The following is a 2,802-nucleotide window of genomic DNA, read 5'->3' on the forward strand; positions in this document are numbered from 1 at the left end:
GTCCTGTTCTCCTCCGTGGCCGCCCTCATCGGCAGCCCCGGCCAGGGCAACTACGCCGCGGCCAACGCCACCCTCGACGCCCTCGCCGCCCACCGGCACGCCCTCGGCCTGCCCGCCGTCTCGCAGGCGTGGGGCCTGTGGGCCGACGCCACCGGCATGACGGGCGAGCTCGACGCCGCCGAACTGGCCCGCGTGGAGCGCATGGGCTTCGGCGCCATCTCCAACGAGCTCGGCCTGGAGCTCTTCGACCAGGCCCAGAAGTCGGACGCCTCGCTCGTGGTGCCCGTACTCCTTGAGCAGGCGGCCCTGCGCGCCCAGGCCCGGGCCGGGCTGCTGCCCGGACTGCTGCGCAGGCTCGCCAAGGTGCCCGCCCGCCGTTCCGGCTCCGGCGCGGGCTCGCTCGCCCAGACCCTGGCGGCGGTGCCGCAGGACGAGTGGGAACGCGTCGTACTGGATCTCGTACGCGGCCAGGTGGCAGCCGTACTCGGACACTCCTCGCCCGATGCCGTCGAGGCCGAGCGGGCCTTCAAGAGCCTCGGGTTCGACTCCCTCGCAGGCGTCGAACTGCGCAACCGCCTCACCCAGGCCACCGGCCTGCGGCTTCCCACCACCCTGGTCTTCGACCACCCGAACCCGGCCGCCGTCACCCGCTACCTGGTCCCGCTGGCCACCGAAGGCGCCGTCGCCACCGGACAGCAGTCCTCCGAGGAGGACCGGATCCGCGAGGCCCTCGCCGCCATCCCGCTCGGCCGGCTCCGCTCCGCGGGCCTGCTCGACGCCCTCCTCGAACTCGCCGCAGGCGACCCGGAGGGGACCACCGGGCCCGCCGAGGACTCCGAGTCCATCGACGAGATGGACGTCGAGGCCCTCATCCGCATGACGCAGGAGGACGCCGCGTGAGCACCGCACCCATCTCGGCCCGGGCGGCAGCCGCACGCCCGCTGACGGCCCCGGCCGTCACGGGCCCGGCCGTCACGGACCCGGCGGCAGCCACCGCACGACCGCACGAGGAGCGCTAGCACCCATGGCAGACCAGAAGGACCTCATCGAGGCGCTCCGCAAGTCCCTGAAGGAGACCGAGCGTCTCCGGCTCCAGAACCGGCGGCTCCTCTCCCAGTCCACGGAACCGCTCGCGATCGTGGGCATGAGCTGCCGTTACCCGGGCGGGGTCAGCTCGCCCGAGGAACTGTGGCAGCTCCTCGCCGAGGGCCGCGACGCCATCACCCCCCTGCCGGACGACCGCGGCTGGGACCTGGCGAACCTGTACGACCCCGACCCCGAACAGACCGGCAAGGTGTACGCCACCGGCGGCGGCTTCGTCGACGGCGTCGGCGACTTCGACGCGGGCTTCTTCGGGATCAGCCCCCGCGAGGCCCTGGCCACCGACCCCACCCAGCGGATCGTCCTCGAGGCCGCCTGGGAGGCCCTGGAGCACGCGGGCATCGACCCGACCTCGCTGCGCGGCGGGGACACCGGAGTGTTCTGCGGAACAGTCTCCTCCGAATACGGTGGCGAGAGCGCGCCCGACCTGGAGGGCTTCCGCCTCGCCGGCAAGACCGCCAGCGTCGTCTCGGGCCGGGTCGCCTACACCCTGGGCCTGGAAGGCCCGGCCGTCTCCGTGGACACGGCCTGCTCGTCCTCCCTGGTCGCCATGCACCTCGCGGCGCAGTCCCTGCGCTCCGGCGAGTGCTCCCTCGCCCTGGTCGGCGGTGTCACCGTGCTCGGCAGCCCCTTCCTCCTCGTCGAGTTCAGCCGTCAGCGCGGCCTCGCCGCCGACGGCCGCTGCAAGCCGTACGCGGCCGGGGCGGACGGCACGGGCTTCTCCGACGGAGTCGGCCTGGTCGTGATGGAGCGCCTTTCCGAGGCCCGCCGCAAGGGCCACCGCGTCCTCGCTGTGGTCCGCGGCAGCGCCGTCAACCAGGACGGCGCCTCCAACGGCCTCACCGCCCCCAACGGACCGTCCCAGGAACGCGTCATCCGCCAGGCACTCGCCAACGCCGGACTTGAGGCCAAGGACGTCGACCTGGTCGACGGTCACGGCACCGGCACCCGCCTGGGCGACCCGATCGAAGCGCAGGCGCTCCTGGCCACCTACGGCCAGGACCGCGAGCACGGCCCGCTCCGCCTGGGCTCCATCAAGTCCAACATCGGCCACACCTCCGCCGCCGCAGGTGTCGCCAGCGTGATCAAGATGGTCATGGCGATGCAGAACGACACCATGCCCGCGACCCTCCACGTGGACGCCCCGTCCCCGCACGTGGACTGGACCTCGGGTGAGGTGCGCCTGCTGACCGAGGCCGAGCAGTGGCCCGCCGCCGAGGGCCGCCCGCGCCGTGCGGGCGTCTCCTCCTTCGGCATCAGCGGAACCAACGCCCACGTGATCATCGAGGAGGCCCCGGCCTCCGCCGCTCCCGGCGAAGCCGCCGAGGCCAACGGACCCGCGACCGGGCACGGTCCGGCCTCGCTGCCGGTGATCGTGAGCGGCCGCGACGAGCCCGCGCTGCGTGCGCAGGCGGAGCGGCTGCGCGCCCACCTGGCCGCCCGCCCGGAAACCGGCCTGCTCGACACCGCGTTCTCCGCCGCGACCACACGCGCCCAGCTGGAGCACCGTGCGGTCGTCGTGGCCAGGGACCGGGAAGAGCTCCTCACCGGGCTCACCGCACTGGCCGCGGGTGAGCCCGCAGCCGGTGTCATCCAGGGCCGCCCGGTGAGCGGGAAGACGGCGTTCCTGTTCACCGGGCAGGGCGCCCAGCGCGCCCGTATGGGCCTCGAACTCGCCGCCGCCTACCCCGTGTTCGACGC

The 2,802-nt window shown here is 73.9% G+C and carries 3 protein-coding genes; all 3 read left to right on the top strand.

What is annotated here, in order from left to right:
* Positions 1 to 900: beta-ketoacyl reductase (locus ACFVWY_RS35535; protein WP_389879041.1), on the top strand; the 900-nt coding region annotated here is incomplete at its 5' end.
* Positions 897 to 1,019 carry a hypothetical protein gene (locus ACFVWY_RS35540; protein ID WP_389879042.1) on the top strand — a complete coding sequence of 41 codons (123 nt, stop codon included), beginning with the start codon at positions 897 to 899 and terminating at the stop codon, positions 1,017 to 1,019. The genes ACFVWY_RS35535 and ACFVWY_RS35540, both read left to right, overlap by 4 nt.
* Positions 1,020 to 1,045: 26 nt before the next feature.
* The coding region (locus ACFVWY_RS35545) for a type I polyketide synthase (RefSeq protein WP_389879043.1) at positions 1,046 to 2,802 on the top strand (1,757 nt) is incomplete at its 3' end.

This window comes from Streptomyces sp. NPDC058195 (genome assembly GCF_042883525.1).
Taxonomy (GTDB): Bacteria; Actinomycetota; Actinomycetes; order Streptomycetales; family Streptomycetaceae; genus Streptomyces.